Genomic DNA, 17,115 nt, shown 5'->3' on the forward strand with positions numbered 1-17,115 from the left:
GGAATCACATCCATTACACTATTGTAATTGATTATTACTAGCGAAACAAGGGGGATAACTTACGTCCTTGCTTCTCCCAAATATACTCCAGCAGCTGCACGCTCATATCATAGAACATAAACGGCGTAATCAGATAGATTCCGTTAAAATGTGCAACCGCCGCATCCAGCAGCTCCTTAGCGATCAGTACCCCTTCGGCCCGGCCCGCTTCGCCTTCGAGTCCGGCCATCCGGCTGCGGACCTCGGCAGAGAGCTGAATGCCCGGAACCTCATTATGCAGGTACTCGGCATTGCGTCCGCTGGCCAACGGCATAATGCCGATGAAGATCGGAATATCCAGGTGCTCGGTAGCCTTGGCCATCCGGGCAATCAATTCAGGATCATACACAGGCTGGGTCATAATATAATCCGCACCCGAGGCAATCTTCTTCTCCAGGCGCTCGACCGCTTTGTCCAGATGCTTGACATTGGGATTGAACGCTGCGCCGATGACGAACTTCGCGTTCTGCTTGAGCGGCTTGCCGGAGAAGGCCACGCCGTCATTGAGCTGCTTAATCATACGTATAATTTCAAAGGAAGTCAGGTCATAGATCGAGCTTGAGCCGGGCAGATCCCCGAACCGGGCAGGATCTCCGGTCACGGCCAGCACATGGTCAATCCCCAGCGCGTCGAAGCCCATCAGATGCGACTGGGTGCCAATCAAGTTGCGGTCGCGGCAGGCAATATGGACCAGCGGCCTCAGGCCTGTGCGGGCCTGCACCAGATGCCCCAGCGCCATATTGCTCATCCGGGTTACAGCAAGCGAATTATCGGCCAGCGTCAGGGCATCAGCTCCGGCCCGGCGCAGCGCTTCTGCCCCCTTCATGAACTTCGCGATGTCCAGATCGCGCGGAGGGTCAAGCTCTACGATAACGGTGTGGCGTTCCTTGACCAGATCGACAAGTGTCGGTTCGCCGCCTCCCTGCCCCTCGTCATCCGCCAAATGCTCCTGCACCGCAATCCTCTCAGGCGCGCTGAAGGCAGCGGGCTCAGGCAGCGGCTCCACCACATAGCCCTTCAAGGCAGCGGAGATTTCAGCGATATGCTTAGGAGTGGTGCCGCAGCAGCCCCCGATAATCCGGCTGCCCATATCCGCGAACACCGGTGCCATTTGGCCGAAATACTCCGGTGATGCCCCGTAGCGGTATTGGCCGTCTACATAATCGGCTACGCCTGCATTCGGATAGATCGACACCGGCAGCGCCAGCTTGCCCTGCAGCGTACCCAGCGCACGCTTGATTCCGTTCGGTCCGGTGTTGCAGTTGAAGCCGATTACGTCCGCTCCGTCCTGCTGCAGAATATGGAAAGCTTCCGGCAGAGTTAAACCGTCCAGCGTCCGCGCCGAATCGTCCACAGCCAGCTGGCAGATTACAGGCAGCGTACTAAGCTTGCGCACAGCCTTCAGCGCCAGATGAAGCTCCTCGACATCATAGAAGGTCTCCAGCATGATTCCGTCCGGCGCTTCCTCAAGAAGCGCAGCAATCTGCTGCGAGAAGAATTTCTTCAGCTCGGAGGAGGACAGATTCGCCCGTTTGCCGGCGCGGATGGAGCCGATGGCTCCGACCACATAACCGTTCTCGCCGGCAGCCCGGCGGGCGATGCGGACACCCGCACGGTTGATTTCCGCCACCTTGGCTTCCAATCCGAACTTCGACAGCTTGTCGTAGTTCGCGGAGTAGGTATTACTCTCCAGCAGTACAGCACCTGCATTGATATAGCTGCGGTGCACATCCTCAATGACCTCCGGTGAGGTCAGATTCAATTCCTCGTAGGAGATGCCGACAGGGAAACCCTTTTGATACAAAAAAGTTCCCATCGCTCCGTCTCCGACTAATACGTTCTTCTCCCATGCAGAGCGCAAATCCGGCTTCACCGCAAGAACCTCCCCTTGACTGACATTAGTTTCATACTAATGTAACATAAATCGGGATGGATGATAAGCTTTAGCAGGCAAAAGAGGCGGGCGTCCATTATTCTTGTATGCCGGTCCGTCAATTGATTCATACTACGCTTAATCTTGACGGAAGGAGACTGCATAAATGAAGAAAAAAACCAGAAAACTGCTGCTGCGCAAATATACCGTAATTCTCCTGCTGTCGGCGCTCTCGCTACTGTACCTGTACTTGCTGGACTTGATGTTAGGCTACGGAGCGGAGAATATCCGCTATATTCTGAATTATCTGCTCTATACTACCTCGGAGAAGCTGACTGCAGCTGTGCTGGTGCTGCTGCTGATCGTGCCGGATGCCGTCTATTGGGTGAGCGGCCGTCAGCCCGGCCGGGGAGCGGAGAAATGATCACGAACCGCCGTCACGATGACCAGCAGCACCGGAATGACTATCATTAAATAAGGATATACCCTGTACAGCAGGGTCCCGCCCTCATCGAGATGTTCAATGAAGCTGCGTGCATCCAGCATGGAGGTGAAGAGGATGATCAGTCCGCAGGGATAGAGCATTCTCCGGTATGGAAGCTTGAACAGGTCCGAGATTCCGATCAGCGCGGCAGCGAAGAAGACGGCCATTTTGAAAAACACCCCGATGATCAGCACCATGACCACAAAAATATCCACCCGCTGGATGATATCCGAAACGGAGATCTTGCTGATCGTCGGCATCAGCGGGAGCGGCGAGCGTTCAACAATGTCGGCACCCAGAACAGAAACATTCAGCGCCATCGTAAAGCTGAGCAGCAGCGCGGAGAACACCATGGCGGCGGCAATGATCCACGGTCCTTTTTTGACACTGGACAGATACGGCATCAGCATAGTGAAGCACACCATTTCCCCGAACGGAAACATATAATTCTGATGAATCACCGAGCTTAGCACGGGCCGGAAGCCATTCTCCAGTACAGGCAGCAGTCTGTTCAGATTGATCGTACCGGAGAGCATCAGCATCACTGTACCGAACAGGCCGATCCCCAGAACGACAAACGTAAATACCACGGAAGTTCTGCTCAGTACCTCCACCCCCTTGTGCAGCACATAAGCTCCCGATAACAGCATCGTGGCACTTAAGATGAACAGCGGAGTGTTGTGCATGGTCGCCATTGCGAGCATAGTGCTGCCGTCGCGCAGATCCCGGGCGGCCAGGTTTATGTAGAGAATAATATAGAGCAGGCCTACCGGTGCCCCGATATATTTTCCGAGAATTTGCCGTGTATAGGCTGTAAAAGGCTGGTCCGGGTACTTGCGGTACAGATAAGCGTATCCCGTGAACATGATCAGCCCCGCCGCGCAGCCGAGCAGGATCGAGAGCCAGGCATCCCGGCCCGCCCCCATCCCCAGATTCACCACCAGCGCCGTGCCCAGCTCGAACAGCACCGTCAGGCTGAAGAATTCGCCGAGTCCAATTTTGACCTTACCCATTCCGTGGACCTCCTCACCCGGTTACTTTACCGGCATACTTAATGAATCTGAAAAGAGTTGCTGCGCATATCGGTATGCCGGATAACCACATCCGCATCGAACCGGATCTCACAGTCTGCGAATACGTCCTCCCAGTGGTCCCTGACCTTCTTCCAGCCGCGCGGGTTCTTCCGCTGCAATGCCTGTCCGAATCCGAGATAATCGCTGCCCATTTCTTTGGCGGTGCTGACAGCTGCTTGGATATGCTTCACGCTTTCTTTTATAAGCCGGTCTGATAGCTCTTCCAGCGCTTTAGGAGAGGTAAGATCAAGCGGATTCGGAGCTTCCTTGAGCGCTGCCTGCTGGGTGATCTTGACCGTAAAGACCGGATGCTCCGGGTCAGACGACTCGACCGCAAGCGACACCTGGGACTGGTAGATATTGAAGGAGAGATAACCGCCATCCTGCTGCTTAAGCAGAATTGGAAACTCTTTGATCCGATTATGCAAAAGAACGGTGCCCAGAGCAGCGTCACCCTTAAGCCAGCCCTTCAGCTTGTCATCCTTGAACGCCGCAAGCGAGGAGACTCTCAGGATCGACCGGGGCTCGATATTCTTCAGGCTGTCATTGCTGCCCGATGACGGAGTCCACTCTCCTTTGGTGTATACCCCGTTGATCACCGGACCGCCTCCTCTGATCTGAATCCCCCGGATCACATCATCCACAGCCATGCGGAAGTTATAACCGAACTGCTTGGAGGTCGTCTCCAGCTTCTCCACCAGATCATTAGCCGGAATTTTGCTGAACACGGTCATTGTGGACATGATCTCACGCGCAGGCTGTCCCTTAGAGATGAAGATCAGGCTGTTCAGCCGGGTATCACTCTCCCTCTCCAGCACATCCAGGACATCCTTAATGCCTTCGCGGGCGAACGCCTCCGAGATCACCAGCACCCGCACATGGCCCAGAGAGAGGAAGCGTGCTGTTTGGCGGGAAGCGTCTGCCAGTGCCTCGAACATCGTGCGGCCTGTTCCAGTGTACAGCGCAACCGGCGATATGCCTCTGCTCTTCTCCCCGGAGATTTCCTCCGCTACAATCACTTGAAAGGACAGCTTGTACCGCTCAGCCTCAGAATCGCCCCTGTCGATCGCCACCCCCGAGACAATCGCCCGCCGGTTGAGTTCAACACTGTCCCAGCAGCCGGTAAGCAGCAGCATTGGAAGGACAAGCAGCAGCACCAGGCAGACAATTCTATTCCTCACGGCGTTCCTCCTTTGCCCTGCTGTTCTTGCGGGTCAACGGGGGGAGCTGCTCCTCATGACCGGTCGTCAGCAGCATGTAGTCCGGCATTTCTGCGCGCATCTGCGCCGGCGGCTTATCCGGCCCGCTCAGCCAGAGCGGCATTCTTAGCAGCGTGTCCTTATGCCCTTTAATGGAGAGCGGCACGAAGGGGAAGAGATAGGGAACACCGAAGGATCTCAGGCTGCTCATATGTGCCACAAGCAGGATCAGACCCAGTGTAATCCCATAGAAGCCGAATATACTGGCCATGATCAGAAAAGCAAACCGGATAATTCTCCCGGCAATGGCCATGTTATACGCCGGAAGGGCAAAGCTGGCAATCCCGGTCAACGCCACTACGATGACCATGATGGGTGTAATTATACCCGCCTCTACTACCGCCGTTCCCAGGATAAGCGCACCGACCACAGAAACCGTCTGCCCGATGGCGCGCGGCATCCGCACCCCGGCTTCACGCAGGATTTCAAAGGCTGTCTCCATCAAGAGCAGCTCTACAAAGGCCGGAAAAGGCACATTCTCCCGCTGGGAGAGCAGATTAATCAGCAGTGTGGTCGGAATCATCTCATAATGATAGGTAGTCAGCGCCAGGTACACCGAAGGGCCAAGAATCAGAACGAGGAAGCTCAAATAACGGACCAGCCGCATTAATATGGCAATGTCGAACCGCTGGGAATAATCCTCGGCAGACTGAAAAAACTGCGTAAACACCGCCGGAAGAATCAGCACAAAGGGTGTGCCGTCCACAATAATAACCACCCGGCCTTCGAGCAGATTGCCTGCAGCCACATCCGGCCGTTCCGTATTGTAGATCGTCGGAAACGGTGTGAAGGTCTTGTCCTGAATTAATTCCTCAATATATCCGGATTCCAGAATCTCATTGATGACAATCTTGTTCAGCCGGTCTCTGGCTTCGCGGATCAGATCCTCCCCTGCAATCCCTTCCATGTACATCAGCGCCACATGAGTATGGGTCTCGGAACCGATCTTCATGACTTCCAGACGCAGCTTGGCAGATTTGATTCTGCGGCGGATCAGCGAGATGTTCGTGGCTACCGACTCGACGAACCCGTCCTTCGGCCCCCGGACCACGAGCTGGGAGGAAGGCTCACTGACCGCCCGCTGCTCCCCGCCCCTGGTCCCGCACAGAATCGCTGCCCGGCAGCCCTCCAGCAGAATTGCTGTGTCCCCGGAGAGAATTGCAAGCATGATCTCCTTCCAATCCTCCTGGAGCTCCGCGTCACCTATCTCCATAGCCCGGCTAAGAATCTGCTGCGGGAGCGAAGCTTGCTCCCGTGGGCCGTCAGCGCCGCCAGCCGTGCTGCCGGGGAACAGCTCCTCTGTATGATTCAGCAGCGAGCCCAGCACGAATTCATTCACGGACGCTGAGTCCGCCAGCCCGCTCAGATGAACAGCGGCTGCTTCCAGGCGGCGTGCTCCCCCGATCTGGATTCTGCGGATCAGGAGATCCGGGCTGTCGCCAAGCTCCGTCTGAATGTGGAGCAGACTTTGGGCGACCGTATCTGTGAGGCCTAAGGGAACATCTCCTTGCGGCCGTCCCGGTCCGGGTGCAGTCTCTGTACCCGCCTTCTGTGCCTTTCGGTTGGACCCTGACTTCATCTCCGCTCCTCCTCCCTGATTCTATGCAGAGTTGTATTATTCGCGGATATGCCTGCCATTATTCGGCTTTCCTTTCGCACTCCAGCTTCATACTGGCTCTGAATTACATAAAAAACCCCTGCATCCGGTATGCAGAGGTTTGCAAATAGTGATATGGAAATCAGATATCAGATATCCACTGAGCCGGTGTATACCACCTGGGCAGGGCCGGTCATATAGACATGATTGTCTTGCTCGTTCCATTCGATGAACAAGTCGCCGCCCTTGAGACTGATGACCGCCGAGCGGTCCGTCACTCCGTTCAGCACGGAGGAGACCAGGGTAGCGCAGGCTCCTGTTCCACAGGCCAGGGTAGGACCGGCTCCGCGTTCCCAGACGCGCATATCCACGTGGCTGCGGTTTACGACAGTGGCGAATTCCACATTCACTTTACGCGGGAAGAGCGGGTGCACCTCCAGCTTCGGTCCCCAGGTAGCGAGATCGAACGATACTGCATCGTCCACATAAATGACCGCATGCGGATTCCCCATAGAGACTGCGGTGAATCTGAACGCTGCGCCGTCCGCTTCAATCGGCTGGTCCAGTACAGGCTCCGCGTCAATCGCAACAGGAATCTGCAGTCCGGACAGGACCGGCTCGCCCATATCCACCGTTACGCTCTCCACGATCCCGTCCTTCACCTTCAGGGAGACCTTCTGTTCTCCGGCGCCAATCGTCTCAATGACAATCTGCTCCGATTCCACCAGACCATGCTCATATACATATTTGGATACACAGCGGATCGCATTGCCGCATTGTTCAGCCTCGGAGCCGTCAGAGTTCATGATACGCATCATGTAATCGCCGCGCTGCGAAGGGAGAATGTAGACCAGTCCGTCTGCGCCGATGCCGAAGAACCGGTTGCACAGCTTAACTGCCAGCTCCGGGGCATTGCCAGGCAGCTCATCCTCACCGAATACGATAATAAAATCATTGCCCAAACCGTGCATTTTAGTAAATTCCATTGTCAGGTCCACTCCTATAAGTAATCTCAGCTACTTTCACATTCCTGATTCATCATAAACCAAGCTTCTCAGTGAAACCAGCATACCTTATAGGAGTGGAGTGAGGCTATTGATTTTATGCTGAAAACTTTGTACTTTTTATCATCTGGCGTCCGCCGCTGCGGCTGCGGTTCTTCTTGCCGCCCCAGACGCTGCCCGCTCCCATCAGGAAGGTCGGGATTCCGGACATCACCAGCACCAGGCACCATTCACGGAAGCTCAGCGGAACAGTCTTGAACACCGGCTGGAGCACAGGGAGGTACATTACAGCTAGCATTAAGAGGACAGAGGACAGGACCGCCAGGACCAGATATCTGTTCTGGAACGGATTCCGGTAGAAGACCGAGCGTGAGCTGCGGCAGTCGAACACATGAATGAGCTGGGCCATCACAAGGGTGGCAAAAGCAACCGACTGCGCGCGGATCAGCTGCTGCGCACTGCCTGGATCAATCCGCAGCGTGAGCCAGAAGGCGGCCAGCGTGCAGAGACCGATCAGCAGCCCGCGGCTGACAATCTTCCAGCCCAGCCGCCGGGCAAAGATGTTTTCTTTCGCACCGCGCGGCTTGTGCTCCATCAGATCCTTCTCCGGCTGGTCTACGCCCAGTGCCATTGCAGGCAAGCCGTCTGTAACCAGATTGACCCACAGAATCTGGATTGGCACCAGCGGCAGCGGCAACCCGAGCATCATGGCGAAGAACATGGTCAGAATCTCGCCGACATTCGAGGCCAGCAGGTACCGGATGAACTTGCGGATATTCTCGTAGATATTCCGCCCCTCTTCAATGGCGGCCACGATGGTCGAAAAGTTATCGTCCCCGAGGACCAGGGCCGAAGCCTCCTTCGTCACATCCGTACCGGTGATTCCCATCGAGATCCCGATATCAGCGGCCTTAATTGCAGGCGCATCGTTTACTCCATCGCCAGTCATCGCTACGACATGGCCATGGCGCTGCAGCGACTTGACGATCCGCAGCTTATGCTCCGGAGATACACGGGCGTAGACGAAGACATTATCGGAGACCTTATCCAGTGCATCATCGTCCATCCGGCTAAGCTGGCTGCCCGTCAGGACCGTGCCGCCGCGCTGCAGAATGCCGAGCTGATGGGCAATAGCCTCTGCCGTTGTCCCATGGTCGCCGGTTATCATGACTGTCTTGATGCCTGCCCGGCGGGTCACGCTGATTGCATCGCGCACTTCCTTGCGCGGCGGATCGATCATCCCGGCCAGACCCACGAAGACAAGCTGGCTCTCCGCTTCCTTCTCGCTGCCGGCCGTTTCTCCGCTCCGCAGATCGCGGTACGCCATCCCGAGCACACGCAGCGCGCCCGAAGCCATCTGTTCATTGGCATCCAGCACCTTCTGGCGCAAGGTCGGAGTACACGGCACGACTCCGCCCTCCCAGAGCATATACGTGCAGCAATTCAGCAGCACGTCAGGTGCGCCTTTGGTGCAGATCATCCGGCCGCCGGGGTGATTCACAACCACTGACATCAGCTTTCGTTCGGAATCGAACGGAAACTCTGTCTCCCGGGTATAGGTTACGGCAAGTGCCTGGGCAGTTAGTCCCATTTTGGCAGACAAAGCAACCAGCGCACCTTCCGTAGGATCGCCCTTCAGTTCCCAGACCGGCTGGGCGTTAGCCCCTTTATCGGCCTCTGCGCCTTTGCCTTTCTTTTTACTGCGCGTGTCGGGGAAGCTCTCATAAATCTCTGCGTTGCTGCATAATGCACCCACCTGAAGCATGCGCCGGAGACTCTGGTCATTCTTCAGATCAACGGGCCGGCCCTTCTGGAGCACACTGCCAACCGGAGCATAGCCTTCCCCAGATACCTCAAGGGTCCGTCCGGCGTTCCAGAGCTGGGTGACGGTCATTTTGTTCTGCGTCAGCGTTCCTGTCTTATCCGAGCAGATCACGGAGGCGCAGCCCAGCGTCTCTACCGAAGGCAGCTTGCGGACAATCGCCTTGCGCTTGATCATCCGCTGGACACCCAGCGCGAGCGCAATCGTCACAATGGCCGGAAGTCCTTCGGGAATAGCTGCCACCGCCAGACTCACCCCGGCCAGGAACATCGCCGTAGCAGGCTGACCATGCATAATTCCTGCCAGGACCACAACAATGGTCAGTCCCAGTGAGACGTAGATCAGAATCTTGCCGAGCTGTTCCAGGCGGTGCTGCAGCGGGGTCTCCTGAGATTCCGTATTCTGGATCAGATCAGCAATCTTGCCCATCTCCGTCGCCATACCTGTGCGGATGACCACGGCCCGGCCGGTTCCCCGGGTCACCATCGTACCCATGAAGCCGATATTCTTCTGATCGCCCAGCGGGATATCTTCAGCATAGATCGCCGAGGCATGCTTGGAGACCGGCAGCGACTCCCCTGTCAGCGCCGACTCTTCGGCATAGATGCTGCTGCACTGGAGCCAGCGGACATCTGCCGGTATCCGGTCCCCGCTCTCCAGCAGGACTATATCTCCGGGAACCAGCATTCTGGCGGGAAGCACCTCCTGCTTCCCGCCGCGCATCACTTTGGCCGTAGGCGCGGAGAGCTGCTTCAGTGCTCTTAACGAACGCTCGGCGCGGAACTCCTGCACGAATCCGAGTACCCCGTTAAGCAGAATAATTGCGATAATCGTAACGGCGTCTAAGTATTCGCCGAGCAGGCCGGATACCAGTGTCGCCCCCATCAGCACCAGTACCATGAAATCCTTGAACTGATTGAGCAGCAGCGTAAAAGGTGAAACCTTTTTGCCCTCAGACAGCTCATTGTACCCGCTCTCTTTACGTCTTGCGGCGGCGTCCTCGGCGCTTAGCCCCGTTCCCGGCTGAACGCCGAACATCTCCTGCAGCTCCTCTGCACCGAGCCGGTGCCAGCTTTTTTGTTCCATAACTAATCTTTCCCCTCCCGGTCGTTTCTTGACTTCCGGCGGCGCACAGCTTTTCCACCTGTTCATGTCCAAGTGTATTCATGGTCGTCCCAAAATATCACCGCATCTGGGTTTCTCCTTTTGCGCGAAACGGTAAAAGTGTGGCATCATAGAGGGAGTACTTCATTATCAGGCGACAGGAGAACCTTATCATGGCATTAGACGGCATTGTTACCCAAGCGATCGTGCATGAGCTTCAGCCCTTCATCGGTGCACGCATCGGCAAAATATATCAACCCAGCACACATGACCTCATCTTCACCCTGCGCGGTGCGGGCGGCGGCGGCAAGCTGCTGCTGTCGGCAAACCCGACCTACCCCCGGCTGCACCTGACCGAGAGAAGCAGCATCAACCCGGCGGAAGCACCGATGTTCTGCATGCTGATGCGCAAGCATTGTGAAGGCGGCACCATCGAGAGCATTACCCAGGTGGGGCTTGAGCGGATTATTCATATCACCGTCAGAACCCGGGATGAGCTGGGGGATGTCTCCGCCAAAAAAATCATCATCGAGCTGATGGGGCGCCACAGCAACATCATTCTGACCGAGCTGGCCACGGGGACGATTATCGACGGCATTCATCATGTTACCCCGTCGATCAGCAGTTACCGGGTCGTTATGCCGGGTGCGGCGTATACCCAGCCGCCGCAGCAGCATAAGCTGAATCCCCTGCAGATCAGCCAGCCCGATTTCCTGACCCTGCTGGCCTCGGCAGAGGAAGCGGCCCGCTACGCTGCCGAGCATCCGCAGGAGCCGGAGGAGGAGTTGATCGAGGGCGAGATCGCAGCCTTGCTGGCCTCGCTTGAGTCCCCGCAGGCTGACGGCTCCGGCGGCCCGGCCCCTTCAGCCGATCCGGCCGGATGGCTGGTCCACGCCTTCAGCGGACTGAGTCCGCTGATCGCCGGGGAGATTCTATACCGGTACAAAGAGATCAGCGGCGAAGCTGAAGGTTACAGCAGCGGGATGGATAAGCCCGAACAGCTCTGGGAAGCCTTCCATTCTGTCATGGAGCCTGTAAGCAAGCAGGAATTCGCTCCGGTCACTGGCTGGAATGCCAAGGGCAAGCCGGTCTTCTCAGCCATTCCGCTGAAGCTGATGAGCGGGAATGTGAAGCATTACAGCTCCATTAGCCTGTGCCTGGAGGATTATTACGGGGACAAGGCGGAGAAGGACACCGTTAAGCAGCGGGTCAGCGACCTGATCCGCTTCCTCAGCAACGAGCGCAGCAAGAACATCAAGAAGCTGGCCAACCTGCAAAAGGATCTGAACGAAGCCGAGGATGCAGACCAGTTCCGCATCTGGGGCGAGCTGCTGTTCGCTTCCCTGCACACTGTGAGCAAAGGCGACAAGCAAGCAAAACTAGTAAACTACTATGATGAGAATCAGGCGGAGATTACCGTTCCGCTTGACCCGCTGCTAAGCCCAACGGACAATGCACAGCGGTATTTCAAGAAATATAACAAGTACAAAAACAGCCTGCGGGTGATCGGTGAGCAGGTTAAGAAGACACACGAAGAGATCGCCTACATGGAGCTGCTGCTCCAGCAGTTGGCCCATGCCTCACTGAATGACATCGAGGAGATCCGTGAGGAGCTGGTCAGCCAAGGCTATCTGCGCGACCGCAGCAAGAAAGGCAAGAAGAAAAAGAAAGCTGCCAGACCCACGCTGCAGGTCTTCACTTCCTCTGAAGGGGTGGACATCTATGTCGGCAAAAATAATCTGCAGAACGAATATGTCACCAACCGGCTCGCCGCGCCGAACGATACCTGGCTGCATACCAAGGATATTCCCGGCTCGCACGTGGTCATCCGCAGTGAGGAATTCGGCGATGCCACCCTGGAGGAAGCCGCTCAGCTCGCCGCCTACTTCAGCCAGGCCAAGCAATCCAGCAGCGTGCCGGTGGACTGCACCCTGATCCGTTACGTTCGCAAGCCAAGCGGAGCCAAACCGGGCTTCGTCATCTACGATCATCAGCGCACACTGTTCGTAACGCCGGATGAAGAGCGGGTCAAGCAGCTGCCGAATGTGCTGCGGAGTTAAGGCTCAAGTAGTGTGCTAACAAATCGGGCTCGCGCGAAGGTAGTCTGCATATTGTATGCGCAAAACAGCATACAATGGGTTCGAGTGAAGGCGCATGGGCCCAATGTGTGCGGAAAACAACATACATCAGGCTCGCTCAAAGCGCATGGGCCCAATGTATGCGGAAAACCGAACACAATAGCAGGTGGTTTCCTCTTACTGACATGCGCTCTACTTACAGTAAGGATTGCTCCTACCCAAAAACCTCCCTCCTGTAGCGCCTGCGCTAAGGGAGGGAGGTTTTTGGGTTTTTGGGTTTTTGGGTTTTTGGGTTTTTGGTGTCCCATGGTTTGGTGCCTTGTGTCTGTTTTTTGTATCCTGTATCCTATGCCCTTTGCTCTGCGTGTTGCGGTCAGCCTCTAGCAGCCTTAAGCTGCTCCAGCACAGCGGCAGGCACACTCACACTGCCGATATCCCCGTGGAAAACAACGCCCTGCCGTGCACCATGGAAATCGGAGCCGCCGGTTACCCGCAGGCCGAATTCCGCAGCCAGTGCAAGGTAGCGCTCATGCTCTGCCGGGCCATGGTCGGAATGATACACCTCGATGCCGTCCAGATCACATTGCTCCACAATGCTCCGGACCAGAGCGTCATCCCCATAGATTCCCGGATGGGCCAGCACCGCTGCACCGCCTGCTTCACGAATCCACTCGCAGGCTGTCACTGGTGTAATGCGCGGAGGCGAGACATAAGCCGCCGCCCCTTCGCCCAGATACTTGTCGAAGGCATTCCGCATATCCGCGGCTGCACCCAGCCGCACCAGCTCATCCGCGATGTGCGGCCGGCCGATGCTCTCATCAGGCTTCAGCTCGCGGCCCAGCCCGGCCACTACCTGATCCAGAGTGATCGCAATGCCCAGTCCGCGCAGCTTCTCAAGAATCGCTTCATTCCGCCCTAGCCGGGTTCCCCGCTGCTCCTCCAGGCGGGACAGCAGCAGCTCCTGCTCTATGTCGATATAGTAACCGAGGACGTGGATCTCCTTCCCGCCTTGCCGTGTGCTGATCTCAACACCGGGAACTACAGTAATCCCATACCGCTTACCTGCTTCCAGCGCTTCCGCTACACCGCTGACCGTATCATGGTCAGTAATAGCTAGCGCTGCCAATCCCGCCTCATAGCCAAGCCGTACATTCTCAGCAGGCGGCTGCATGCCGTCCGAGGCCTGGGTATGAGTGTGCAGGTCGCATCTGCCGGCTGTATCAGCAAAACCCGCTGTAACTATCTCTGCCTCAGATTGACCGCTATGACTTTTGTGTTCTGTCATGGAATTCCTCCGTTCATTCAATTAAAGTTCACGCGCTTTCCTATGCAAATACGTAGTTGTTCCTATCCGTTACTGTCCGCCGGCATGCTGGCGCAGGAAGCTCAGGAAGGTTACCGCCGAGATCGGCAGCAAGGTCGATTTCAGATGAATGGCGTAGAATTGCCGCTTGAAGGAGGCATCCGTCAGATTAACAATTTTCAGCAGGCCGAGCGCCACTTCATGCTTGACCGAGGAGGTCGAGATGATCGTAATCCCCAGCCCCGCCTCTACCGCCGACTTCACCGCTCCCGTACTGCCCAACTCCATCACAATCTGCATCGCCGCTGGATCAAGTCCGTTAGCCTCAAGCTGCTCCTCCATCACCCGCCGTGTGCCCGAACCGCGTTCACGCAGCACGAATGGGTAGGCGAGCGCTTGCGCCAGCGTCACTTCCACCTGGCCGGCCAGCGGATGCTCCCCTGGAACGATCAGCTTCAGCTCATCGCCCATTACCGGTTCAATGACCATGTCCGGATGGGAGACCGGCGCTTCAATCAGCCCGAAATTGAGCTGATGCTTATGGATCTCATCCATAATCTGAGAAGTGTTCATCACCTTCATCATAATCGAGATATTCGGATATTCCTTGCCGAAGGGCCCCAGCATGCGGGGAAGCACATATTCGCCGATGGTCAGGCTGGCTCCGAGCATCAGGCGGCCCTCCAGCATGTGGGTGAAGGCTGACATCGCCTGATCCGTCTCGCGCATCAGCTGCATGCTGCGCACCGCGAACGGCATCAGCGTCAGGCCGGCCTCGGTGAGTATGATTTTTTTGGTGGAGCGGTCGAACAGCTTGGTTCCGAAATAATCCTCCAGCGCCTGAATCTGCATCGTCACCGCAGGCTGGGTCATATGCAGAGTCTGTGCCGCCGCCGAGAAGCTGCCCCGTTCAGACACAGTATAGAAAATATGAAGCTGATGAAAATTCATACGTTACTGGCTCCTTCGCTAATTACAGTTGTAGAGTGTAGAGCAAAAAAGGCACGCAGCCCTAAGCCGCATGCCTCACTCGTTTCAAGTACCCTACTTGCGCCTGCGGCGTTTCTTGGACAGCTTCATCCGCCGGGAATGACGCAGCCAGGAATAGTATCTCTTGAGATCCCTGAGCTGCGGAGTCACCGATATTTTGCCCAGAAAAGACACGATCACCATGACATACAGCGGCTCTCCGGAGAGGGCCGTGACGCCCTCAAGCAGCCTGAAATTAACCACGATCACCGTATCATTATCTATCAGATAGGCATTATAATCACTGTTAGAGTAAGGCCTCAGCCGGTTCTGCTTCAAGGCTTGCCAGATCCAGGCGGTCACCTCCACATTCCCGCTGTCCTCAGCAGCTACCCGTTCCGCATAACGGCTCCTGGCATGCCGGGTCAGCACGATGTCGGCAATCCCGTAGTTATTCAGCATGATATGGAAGGGTTCGTGCTCGCCCCACCAGTCCATCCCCTTGCCCTGCATAGTCATCACACTCCACGTAAAAAGGGTCTTGGCATGCTCTTATTGTTGTCAATCTTACCGCACTTACGACCGTTGTTCAAGCATACCGCTCTCCCCGGGAGTCTTGCAGTGAGAAACGTCAGCTGCCCGTCCTATGTATACTGATATCACTGTCATCGACGTAGCTGCTGCCTCTGATCATTTTGCAGCTTTTTTTGAAGCGGGCCGCCTCTACCGACAGCTCTTCAATGGAAGCAAACCGGCGGCTGCGGTTCGTAACCACGGCAATCGAGATCGAGACCAGCGGGATCTCCTCCAGTTGTCCCGAACGGCTCTCGGTCAGCACGTATTTCTGGGCCAGATGCCCGGCATGATAGAAATCCTTAACTGTCGTATCGAACGCCGCGATAATATTTCTGCAGCATTCCTCGTAGTGATAATTGCTGATGAAAATAATAAAATCATCCCCGCCGATATGCCCCAGGAATCCGTTCATCCGCAGTGCCTCATGCTTCAGCAGCTCCGCAGTAGCCTGAATCATCCGGTCGCCTTCCTTGAAACCGTAGGTGTCGTTGTACGCCTTGAAATGGTCAAGATCGATGTAGAGTACACTGAATTCATCCTGCAGCAGCGTCTTCACCATCCACTCGGTAATGCTGATATTCCCCGGCAGTCCCGTTAACGGATTCAGGAAGCTGGCGGCCACCGCCTGTATCTCCGCGAAATTAAGCAGCAGATCCCGTACGCTAACCGCACCGAACAGAGCCTTCTCGTGAGTCACGATCACATAGTCGTACAGATTCTCTTCCTGCCTCGACATCGCCTGCCTGCTTACCTCGATAATAGGCGTGTTATAGTCCACCACCAGCGGATTTTTGTCCATCACCAGCTCTACAGGTCTGCCCATATAGAGCGTATATCCGTATAGTGTGCCTATCTTCTGATAAAAGCTGATCCTCATAATCAATCCGGCAGTCCGCCCGTTTTCCGTGACGGCTACGCCTTGGAGCTGGGGATTGCTTTTAAAAATCTGGTCCACAAACCCGCATTTGTGATGAATCGAAATGTCCGGGATTTGTTCAGCGATTTCACCGATCTGAAGAAACATGCTTACACCCTCCCTTGACTGGATACGGAAGCACCGGAGACGGAAGCGCTCCACGCTCAGGCCGGTGAGCCGGTCTCCCAAGCGCATAGCCCTGACCATATTCCACCCCCGCCATCTGTAAAAAATGCAGCTCCGGCGCAGTCTCAATCCCCTCGGCTATCACCCGGGTAGAGGAACGGTCGGCATATTCCCGGACCAGTCCCAGCAGCTCCTGCTGCTCCCGGCTGGTATGAATTCCCCGGATGAGGGACTTGTCCAGCTTGATGAATTCCGGCTTCAGATAGACCAGTGTCTTGAGACTGTTGTAGCCGGAGCCGGCATCATCCACAGCAATGCGGAAGCCCTGCTCGCGGTAATGGGACAGCACCTTTTCAAACCGGACATAATCCTGCACCGCCTGACGCTCTGTCAGCTCGAAGACGATCCGCTCCGGCGCAAGCCCCAGCTTCTTCAGATAGGCCAGCGTCTCTCCGCTCTTGTGGCGGGGGTCATACAGCACACCAGGCTGCACATTCACGAACAGCAGTTCCCCGTTCCCTGACTCTGCCTCCGGCAGCCGCTCCATGTACCGGGACAGTGACATTCTCCGGCAGTACGGCTCGAAGCGGAACATCTGATCCGTCCGTCCGGCAAAATCATAAAAATGCTCCGTGCTCGGAAACTGCGGCGAAGCGGGCGGACGGTTCAGCGCCTCATGTCCCAGCGTCTCCCCGGTCCGCAAATGCAGAATGGGCTGAAAATACGTATCCAGCAATTCATGCTCCATAATATCCAGCAGCACAGCTAATCTGCCCAGCTCCTGAACCTCATCCCTGACTCTCCCGCTCATATACCTCAGATATTGCGGCAATGCCGCAAGCTTGCGGGACAGGGTTCCTGTCTTATTCATCTAATCCCCCGTCTGCTTGTC

The 17,115-nt window shown here is 56.1% G+C and carries 13 protein-coding genes; 2 read left to right on the forward strand and 11 right to left on the reverse strand.

Going from position 1 to position 17,115, the window contains the following annotated elements; translation table 11 throughout:
• Positions 1–37: 37 nt before the first annotated feature.
• Positions 38–1,912, reverse strand: a complete 1,875-nt coding sequence (locus tag NST04_RS22890; protein ID WP_341186269.1) for a bifunctional homocysteine S-methyltransferase/methylenetetrahydrofolate reductase — start codon at positions 1,910–1,912, stop codon at positions 38–40.
• Between the two features lie 166 nt (positions 1,913–2,078).
• Between NST04_RS22890 and NST04_RS22895 the strand changes: the two genes are divergently transcribed.
• Positions 2,079–2,336 carry a hypothetical protein gene (locus NST04_RS22895; protein WP_341186270.1) on the forward strand — a complete coding sequence of 86 codons (258 nt, stop codon included), beginning with the start codon at positions 2,079–2,081 and terminating at the stop codon, positions 2,334–2,336.
• On the opposite strand, the gene NST04_RS22900 is transcribed toward NST04_RS22895, so the two are convergent.
• From NST04_RS22900 to NST04_RS22920, 5 genes are all read right to left on the reverse strand, one after another.
• Positions 2,309–3,409 carry a GerAB/ArcD/ProY family transporter gene (locus NST04_RS22900; RefSeq protein WP_341186271.1) on the reverse strand — a complete coding sequence of 367 codons (1,101 nt, stop codon included), beginning with the start codon at positions 3,407–3,409 and terminating at the stop codon, positions 2,309–2,311. The genes NST04_RS22895 and NST04_RS22900 overlap by 28 nt on opposite strands.
• Positions 3,410–3,447: 38 nt before the next feature.
• Entirely contained in the window at positions 3,448–4,650 is a 1,203-nt protein-coding gene (locus NST04_RS22905; protein WP_341186272.1) for a Ger(x)C family spore germination protein, read from the reverse strand.
• A complete protein-coding gene (locus tag NST04_RS22910; protein WP_341186273.1) occupies positions 4,640–6,307 on the reverse strand; it encodes a spore germination protein in 1,668 nt (555 codons plus the stop codon). The genes NST04_RS22905 and NST04_RS22910 overlap by 11 nt, the downstream gene beginning before the upstream one ends.
• Before the next feature lie 167 nt (positions 6,308–6,474).
• Positions 6,475–7,311 carry a diaminopimelate epimerase gene (gene dapF / locus NST04_RS22915; RefSeq protein ID WP_341186274.1) on the reverse strand — a complete coding sequence of 279 codons (837 nt, stop codon included), beginning with the start codon at positions 7,309–7,311 and terminating at the stop codon, positions 6,475–6,477.
• Between the two features lie 115 nt (positions 7,312–7,426).
• Entirely contained in the window at positions 7,427–10,237 is a 2,811-nt protein-coding gene (locus NST04_RS22920) for a calcium-translocating P-type ATPase, SERCA-type (RefSeq protein WP_341186275.1), read from the reverse strand.
• Positions 10,238–10,428: 191 nt separating this feature from the next.
• Between NST04_RS22920 and NST04_RS22925 the strand changes: the two genes are divergently transcribed.
• Positions 10,429–12,315: an Rqc2 family fibronectin-binding protein gene (locus tag NST04_RS22925; protein WP_341186276.1), complete on the forward strand. Its 1,887-nt coding sequence runs from the start codon at positions 10,429–10,431 to the stop codon at positions 12,313–12,315.
• Between the two features lie 391 nt (positions 12,316–12,706).
• Here the strand turns inward: NST04_RS22925 and NST04_RS22930 are convergent, their stop codons facing one another.
• The 5 genes from NST04_RS22930 to NST04_RS22950 all read right to left on the reverse strand — a co-directional run bounded on the left by NST04_RS22930 (position 12,707) and on the right by NST04_RS22950 (position 17,094).
• Complete coding sequence (locus NST04_RS22930; RefSeq protein ID WP_341186277.1) at positions 12,707–13,618, reverse strand: PHP domain-containing protein; 912 nt, start codon at positions 13,616–13,618, stop codon at positions 12,707–12,709.
• 69 nt (positions 13,619–13,687) lie between these two features.
• Complete coding sequence (locus tag NST04_RS22935; protein WP_341186278.1) at positions 13,688–14,587, reverse strand: selenium metabolism-associated LysR family transcriptional regulator; 900 nt, start codon at positions 14,585–14,587, stop codon at positions 13,688–13,690.
• A 93-nt stretch (positions 14,588–14,680) separates the two neighbouring features.
• Positions 14,681–15,124: a hypothetical protein gene (locus NST04_RS22940; RefSeq protein WP_341186824.1), complete on the reverse strand. Its 444-nt coding sequence runs from the start codon at positions 15,122–15,124 to the stop codon at positions 14,681–14,683.
• Between the two features lie 112 nt (positions 15,125–15,236).
• Positions 15,237–16,205, reverse strand: a complete 969-nt coding sequence (locus tag NST04_RS22945; protein WP_341186279.1) for a GGDEF domain-containing protein — start codon at positions 16,203–16,205, stop codon at positions 15,237–15,239.
• Positions 16,186–17,094 (reverse strand): EAL domain-containing protein, encoded by a 909-nt coding sequence (locus tag NST04_RS22950; RefSeq protein ID WP_341186280.1) that lies wholly within the window; start codon positions 17,092–17,094, stop codon positions 16,186–16,188. The genes NST04_RS22945 and NST04_RS22950 overlap by 20 nt, the downstream gene beginning before the upstream one ends.
• Between the last annotated feature and the right edge of the window lie 21 nt (positions 17,095–17,115).

It is taken from the genome of Paenibacillus sp. FSL H7-0756 (assembly GCF_038006765.1).
In the GTDB taxonomy this organism is placed as follows: Bacteria; Bacillota; Bacilli; order Paenibacillales; family Paenibacillaceae; genus Paenibacillus_AQ.

Excerpts from the sequence above, each read along its gene's own strand:
- NST04_RS22895 (WP_341186270.1), top strand. The coding sequence starts at position 2,079 with ATGAAGAAAAAAACCAGAAAACTGCTGCTGCGCAAATATACCGTAATT.
- NST04_RS22900 (WP_341186271.1), bottom strand. The coding sequence starts at position 3,409 with ATGGGTAAGGTCAAAATTGGACTCGGCGAATTCTTCAGCCTGACGGTG.
- NST04_RS22910 (WP_341186273.1), bottom strand. The coding sequence starts at position 6,307 with ATGAAGTCAGGGTCCAACCGAAAGGCACAGAAGGCGGGTACAGAGACT.
- dapF (WP_341186274.1), bottom strand. The coding sequence starts at position 7,311 with ATGGAATTTACTAAAATGCACGGTTTGGGCAATGATTTTATTATCGTA.
- NST04_RS22920 (WP_341186275.1), bottom strand. The coding sequence starts at position 10,237 with ATGGAACAAAAAAGCTGGCACCGGCTCGGTGCAGAGGAGCTGCAGGAG.
- NST04_RS22925 (WP_341186276.1), top strand. The coding sequence starts at position 10,429 with ATGGCATTAGACGGCATTGTTACCCAAGCGATCGTGCATGAGCTTCAG.
- NST04_RS22930 (WP_341186277.1), bottom strand. The coding sequence starts at position 13,618 with ATGACAGAACACAAAAGTCATAGCGGTCAATCTGAGGCAGAGATAGTT.
- NST04_RS22935 (WP_341186278.1), bottom strand. The coding sequence starts at position 14,587 with ATGAATTTTCATCAGCTTCATATTTTCTATACTGTGTCTGAACGGGGC.
- NST04_RS22940 (WP_341186824.1), bottom strand. The coding sequence starts at position 15,124 with ATGACTATGCAGGGCAAGGGGATGGACTGGTGGGGCGAGCACGAACCC.
- NST04_RS22945 (WP_341186279.1), bottom strand. The coding sequence starts at position 16,205 with ATGTTTCTTCAGATCGGTGAAATCGCTGAACAAATCCCGGACATTTCG.
- NST04_RS22950 (WP_341186280.1), bottom strand. The coding sequence starts at position 17,094 with ATGAATAAGACAGGAACCCTGTCCCGCAAGCTTGCGGCATTGCCGCAA.